6 protein-coding genes are annotated in these 6000 nt (G+C 60.5%); 4 read left to right on the forward strand and 2 right to left on the reverse strand.

What is annotated here, in order from left to right:
• The first annotated feature begins 259 nt into the window (after positions 1-259).
• Positions 260-2125: an excinuclease ABC subunit UvrC gene (gene uvrC, locus SYN65AY6A5_RS10125; RefSeq protein WP_099884344.1), complete on the forward strand. Its 1866-nt coding sequence runs from the start codon at positions 260-262 to the stop codon at positions 2123-2125.
• Positions 2126-2205: 80 nt separating this feature from the next.
• The gene (locus SYN65AY6A5_RS10130) at positions 2206-3876 is read left to right on the forward strand and encodes an NAD+ synthase (protein WP_099884616.1); all 1671 of its coding nucleotides are present in this window, start codon (positions 2206-2208) and stop codon (positions 3874-3876) included.
• 271 nt (positions 3877-4147) lie between these two features.
• Here SYN65AY6A5_RS10130 and SYN65AY6A5_RS10135 read toward each other — a convergent pair whose 3' ends face one another.
• Positions 4148-4300, reverse strand: coding sequence for a chlorophyll a/b-binding protein (locus SYN65AY6A5_RS10135; protein ID WP_011429120.1), 153 nt, complete (start codon positions 4298-4300; stop codon positions 4148-4150).
• A gap of 279 nt (positions 4301-4579) precedes the next feature.
• Between SYN65AY6A5_RS10135 and SYN65AY6A5_RS10140 the strand changes: the two genes are divergently transcribed.
• Together SYN65AY6A5_RS10140 and SYN65AY6A5_RS10145 are read left to right on the forward strand one after the other, a co-directional pair.
• Positions 4580-4801, forward strand: a complete 222-nt coding sequence (locus SYN65AY6A5_RS10140) for a photosystem I reaction center subunit IV (RefSeq protein ID WP_011429119.1) — start codon at positions 4580-4582, stop codon at positions 4799-4801.
• 45 nt (positions 4802-4846) lie between these two features.
• Complete coding sequence (locus SYN65AY6A5_RS10145) at positions 4847-5698, forward strand: DNA-formamidopyrimidine glycosylase (RefSeq protein WP_099884346.1); 852 nt, start codon at positions 4847-4849, stop codon at positions 5696-5698.
• A gap of 17 nt (positions 5699-5715) precedes the next feature.
• On the opposite strand, the gene SYN65AY6A5_RS10150 is transcribed toward SYN65AY6A5_RS10145, so the two are convergent.
• On the reverse strand, positions 5716-6000 hold a 285-nt coding region (locus SYN65AY6A5_RS10150; protein ID WP_143597162.1), incomplete at its 5' end, for a zinc ribbon domain-containing protein.

The raw sequence follows: 6000 nt of genomic DNA on the forward strand, positions 1-6000 counted from the left end.
GGAGCGTTGCAAGCTGTCGCGAAACCGTCTGTCACATCTCCTCCCCCGAAGGAAACGGGCTTAGGGGCGGCAGGGCTGCGGCCCGGCAGCGTTGCGAAACGCTTGGGAGGTTTTTCAGTCGAGTGATAGCTACACTTAGCCGGCCAGAAAATGAACTGCAGCCAACTGGGCGATGGGATGATTTTAAGATGGGAGTGACTTGGTCATCACTGAATGAAAGCCTTGGGATCCCTGGCTTTGCCTGTTGGAGCGAAGCTGTATGACTGTCCCTCTGATTCAAAACCCTGAGGTTCTAGAAAGCCGCCTTAAGGAGATTCCTGCCGAACCTGGTGTCTATTTGATGCGGGATGCCACCGACCAGATTCTCTATGTGGGCAAATCCAAAAAGTTGCGATCTCGCGTGCGATCCTATTTTCGCTTTACCGGCGACCTGTCTCCTCGTATTCAGCGCATGGTAGTTCAGGTTTGCGAGATCGAGTTTATCGTCACTGATAACGAAAGCGAAGCTCTAGCCCTGGAAGACAATCTCATTAAAACCTATCAGCCGCCCTACAATGTTCTCCTCAAAGAGGATAAAAAATACCCCTATTTGTGCATTACGTGGTCAGAGCCTTACCCGCAGATTTACATTACCCGCCACCGCCGTCTCAACCAAAATCAAGATAAGTACTACGGGCCCTATACCGATGTGGGCCTGCTGCGTTACACCCTCGGTCTGGTAAAGCGCATTTTTCCCTTGCGCCAGCGCCCCAAGCCGCTTTACAAGGACCGCCCCTGTTTGAACTATGACATCGGGCGTTGCCCTGGTGTCTGTCAGGGCTTGATTAGCCCGGAAGCGTATCGCAAGACCGTTGCTCAAGTGGCGATGATCTTCCAAGGCCAGACGGACGAGCTTATCCGTGAGTTGAAGGAGAAAATGGCCCAGGCAGCGCAGCAAGAAAACTATGAGGCGGCGGCGCGCTATCGGGATCAAATCCGCGGCCTAGAGCAACTGGGCCAATCCCAGAAGGTCTCTTTGCCCAACTCTACCGCCAGCCGCGATGCCATAGCTTTGGCCATGAACGACTCGCGGGCTTGCATCCAGTTGTTTCAGGTGCGGGCGGGCAAGTTGGTGGGACGGCTAGGGTTTGTGGCCGAAAACCGCGGCGACGACCCGGCTCTTATTTTGCAGCGGGTTTTGCAGGAACATTACCAATATTGCGACCCGGTGGAAATTCCCTCCGAGATTTTGACCCAGTATGAGTTGCCGGATCGCGATTTTTTGGAATCTTGGCTGAGCCAGAAAAAGGGGCGCAAGGTCAGCCTCCTTGCCCCGCAGCGGCAGAGCAAAGCCGAGCTAATTGAACTGGTGGAGCGGAACGCCCAGCTAGAGCTAGCCCGCAGCCAGCGCCTGGCGGAGCGGGAGGCAGCAGCGCTGGAGCGCTTGGCGGAAGTTTTGGATCTGCCAGAGCCGCCCCGTCGCCTAGAAGCCTACGACATCTCCCACATCCAGGGATCCGACGCTGTGGGCAGCCAGGTGGTGTTTATCGATGGCCTGCCGGCCAAGCAACACTACCGCCGCTACAAGATTCGCAACCCCCAGGTGCGGCCTGGCCACTCCGACGACTTTGCCAGCCATGCCGAGGTGGCGCGGCGTCGCTTCAGCAAGATGACTTCCGAGGATCAGCCGGACTTGGTGCTCATCGACGGGGGCAAGGGGCAACTGGCAGCAGTGATGGCCGTCTTGGCAGAGCTGGGGCTGGATCACCTGCCGGTCTTTGCCCTGGCCAAGCGGGAAGAGGAGATCTTTCGGCCTGGGGATCCTGAGCCGCTGCGGCTGCCGCCCCAGGATCCGGCCCGCCTGCTGTTGCAGCGTCTGCGGGATGAGGCCCACCGCTTTGCCCTTGCCTACCATCGCCAGCAGCGGAAACTACGCCAACAGGCTTCGGTTCTGGAGGAGATCCCTGGTCTAGGCAAGCAGCGGCAAAAGCTGCTCATGGAGGCGTTTCGCTCCCTTGCCCGCATCCAGATGGCTACTGAGGAGCAGTTGGCCCAAGTACCTGGCATTGGCCCCAAGCTGGCCCGCCAGATCTACCGCTACTTCCATCCAGAAGCCGAAACAGAGTTGCCAGCAACAGCGGAGTAGCCGACCCGCCTGTGGGCAAGCCGAACGACCTGAGCTGGCCTATCATCGTGGAGTCCGCCATTCTCGGCCAAGGGGGCCAAGTGAAGGTAGCGCTGTTGCAACTCAACTATACCGTTGGCGATCTCAGCGGCAATGCCGAGCGCATCCGTGCGGCGGTCGAGGCGGTGGCAGCGGCAGGAGCGGAGCTGGCCATTACTTCTGAGCTGGCCCTGTTGGGGTACCCGCCCCGGGATCTGTTGCTCTACCCTGCTCTAGTCGAGAGGGCAGGCCAGGTTTTGCAGCAGTTGGCGGCCCGGCTGCGGGAGAGCATTCCGGTGGTGGTGGGATCCGTGCAGCCCAACCCCCTGCCGGAGGGGCGGCCTCTCTACAACGCCGCGGCCTGGCTGGAAGGGGGGCAGATCCGCCACTGGTTCCAGAAGTCGCTCCTGCCCACCTACGATGTCTTCGACGAAGACCGCTACTTTGAGCCGGGATCCCCGCCCCAGCCCATTGAGTACCGTAGCCGCCGAGTGGGCTTCACCATCTGTGAAGACATCTGGAACGACCGCGACTTTTGGCAACACCGCCGCTACCACCGGGATCCGGTGGAAGAGATGGCCCGCTGCGGCGCCGATGTGCTGATCAACCTGTCGGCCTCTCCCTTTAGCCTGGGCAAGCAAAAATTGCGGGTGCAGATGCTGGGATCCCTGGCCCGCAAGCACGCCCTGCCCATCCTCTATGTCAACCAGGTGGGGGGCAACGACGACTTGATCTTCGACGGGGCCAGTTGCGCCCTAGACTGCCGGGGCCGGGTGGTGGCCCAAGCCGCTGCCTTTGCGCCGGATCGGCTGATTGTGGATGTGGAGACGCTGATCCATCCCTTGGACGAGAGCCTGGAAGTCCAGGGATCCCGCTGGCCAACGGAGCCGGAAGCAGAGCTCTACGAGGCGCTGGTTTTGGGCACCCGCGACTACGTCAGCAAATGCGGCTTTCGCGAGGTGTTGCTGGGCCTGTCGGGAGGGATTGACTCGGCTGTTACTGCCGTCATTGCCGCCGACGCCCTAGGGCCGGGGCGGGTGCTGGGGGTACTCATGCCCTCTCCCTATTCCAGCCCGGGCAGCCTGACGGACGCCTACCAACTGGCGCAAAACCTGGGGATCCCTACCCTGAAGCTGCCCATCCAGTCGATTATGGAGAGCTACCAGCACCTGCTGGATGAGCCCTTTGCCGGCCTGCCCCCCGACATCGCGGAGGAGAACCTGCAGTCGCGCATCCGCGGCACCCTGCTCATGGCCCTCTCCAACAAGTTTGGCCGGCTGCTCTTGACCACGGGCAACAAGTCGGAGCTGGCGGTGGGCTACTGCACCATCTACGGGGATATGTCCGGCGGCTTGGCGGTGATCTCCGATGTGCCCAAAACCTGGGTCTACCGCCTGGCCCGCTGGATCAACCGCCACCAGGAACGGATTCCCCTCCCCATCCTCACCAAGCCCCCCTCAGCAGAGCTGCGACCTGGCCAGAAAGATAGCGATAGCCTGCCTCCCTACGACTTGCTGGACGCTATCCTCCAGCGGCACATCGAACAGCACCAGTCGGCCGGTGAGCTGGTGGCCCAGGGGTTTGAACCTGACACGGTGCAGCAGGTGCTGCACCTGGTGCAGAGTGCCGAGTTCAAGCGCCACCAGGCTCCCCCTGGCCTGCGCGTGACCGATCGCGCCTTTGGCACTGGCTGGCGCATGCCCATTGCCAAACGCCAGGAAGGGATCAGTTGACCTTCACCCCCGGCCCCTCTCCCAGAGGGAGAGGAGGGTTGGGAGAGCGCAACCGGTTTCGCTTTTCCTGCAAGGATTGGGGTAGGGGTGCGGGTATGTTTTCTGTGAATGAGGGCCTGCCGGCCGGCAGACCCCAGAACAAAGCTTTTCCTCAACTCAACAAAAAACAGAGAGAGCAGGGCTTTCAAGCTTGCCTCTCTGCTCACAGGGATCCCAGAATCTCGCGTTTACCGCTTCGGGAGCGACTCCATAGCGCGGCAAGCTGAGTTTTCTAGATCAGGCCCAGCCAGGAGGCGACGCCTTGGCCCGTCACCGCTTCGATGACAATGGCCAACACAAAGCCGATCATGGCCGCGCGGCCGTTGAGACGCTCGGCATATTCGTTAAAGCCAAACTTGGGCTCAGACAAGTTGGGGTTGGACATGGAAACCTCCAGTTAGGGCTTGGGAAGGGCTACAAGAGGAGCACCTGCCCTTCAGTATAGTTTGCATTTCTTCACATCGCAACACCAGCCGCTTCCGACGGCAGCAGGGGAGTGGCAGCCTTGGGGGCTGGGCTTTGCCCTAACGCAGGGGCGGCACCAGCGTCCAGAAGATTCCCACCTGCAGGGAAGCCACAGGGATCCCCGTTACAAAAATTCGGAAATCGCAGCCTTCTCACGGACTAGGGTAATCTGAAGGGCAGGTCAATGGAGAGAACCTCTATGGCGATTCAGCGTGGTGCCAAAGTCCGGGTGTTGCGGAAAGAATCCTACTGGTATCGGGATGTGGGAACGGTTGCGGCGGTGGATACCAGCGGCATTCTCTACCCGGTGATCGTCCGCTTCGACAAGATCAACTACTACAACATCAACACCAACAACTTCCGCGAAGATGAGCTGGAAGTGGTGGAGGAGCCCAAGCCCAAAGCCAAAGCTTCCAGCTAAGGCTGCCCCTGCCAACTCAACCAAGCTCTTTGGCTTCCTCTTCCTGTGCCCGAGCTGCCGGAAGTTGAAACCGTCAGGCGGGATCTGCAGCGCCTCACCCTGGGTCTGTGCATCCTGGCGGTGGAGGTGCTTCTCCCTCGCACCGTGGCCTACCCCGGCAAAGACGAGTTTGCGCAGGGGCTGGCAGGCAGCTGTTTGACCCAGTGGCAGCGGCGAGGCAAATATCTTCTGGGATCCCTGGACTCTGGAGCGGTTCTGGGCGTGCATCTGCGCATGACCGGGCAACTGCTCTGGGTTCAGGGATCCGCGCCTTTGCCGATCCACACTCGCGTCCGGCTGCATTTGGAGCAGGGGTGGGAGCTGCGCTTTGTTGATCTGCGCACCTTTGGCCAGATGTGGCTGGTGCCTGCCGGGGTGGAGCCGGAGGCGGTGATCACGGCTTTGCAGAGGCTGGGGCCGGAGCCGTTTTCGCCCACCTTTTCAGAAACCTATTTCCAAGCTGCCTTGCAGAAGAGCCGCCGCCCCATCAAAGCCGCCTTGCTGGATCAGTCGCTGGTGGCGGGGGTGGGCAACATCTACGCCGACGAGGCCCTGTTTCTGAGCGGCATCCACCCCTCAACACCCGCCGCGCAGCTTTCCGACGCTGCCAAGAGCCGCCTGCGAGAAAGCCTGATCCAGGTGTTACGGGCCGGGCTGGAGCAGCGGGGCACCACCCTGCGGGATTACCGGGATCTGCGTGGGCTCAACGGCAACTACCAGGGGCAGGCGTGGGTGTACGGTCGAGAAGGGGATCCCTGTCGCCTCTGTGGCACCCCCATTCAGCGGAGTAAGCTCTCGGGCCGCTCGGCCCACTTTTGCCCCCGCTGCCAGCCGCCTCCAGGCTGGGTTGAGACTTGATGGCGTATCTGATACATTTACGCTGAACACTGCTGAGCATTACTGCTCAGCGGTGAAGCGATAGCATTCTGTCCGTTTCCGTTGTCACTACGCGACGCTGACGCGACCGCGCTACTCGGACGGAGTCCAAACAGAAAGGCGGTATCCCGCAAAGCCCTGAGCATAACGCCCAGAGCGCCTTGCCAATCTCGTGGTAGCCTATGGTTGCACTTTGGGCATCTAAACACCTTTGCGCCACCCAACTTAGTGTGGATGTGCCCGCACTTGGTACAGGTTTTGCTGGTGTACGCTTCCGATACTTC

The sequence above is a fragment of the Synechococcus sp. 65AY6A5 genome, assembly GCF_002760415.1.
Taxonomy (GTDB): Bacteria; Cyanobacteriota; Cyanobacteriia; order Thermostichales; family Thermostichaceae; genus Thermostichus.

What these genes read in the sequence shown, in the direction of transcription:
- uvrC (WP_099884344.1), top strand. Translation starts at nt 260, where the DNA reads ATGACTGTCCCTCTGATTCAAAACCCTGAGGTTCTAGAAAGCCGCCTT.
- SYN65AY6A5_RS10135 (WP_011429120.1), bottom strand. Translation starts at nt 4,300, where the DNA reads ATGTCCAACCCCAACTTGTCTGAGCCCAAGTTTGGCTTTAACGAATAT.
- SYN65AY6A5_RS10140 (WP_011429119.1), top strand. Translation starts at nt 4,580, where the DNA reads ATGGCGATTCAGCGTGGTGCCAAAGTCCGGGTGTTGCGGAAAGAATCC.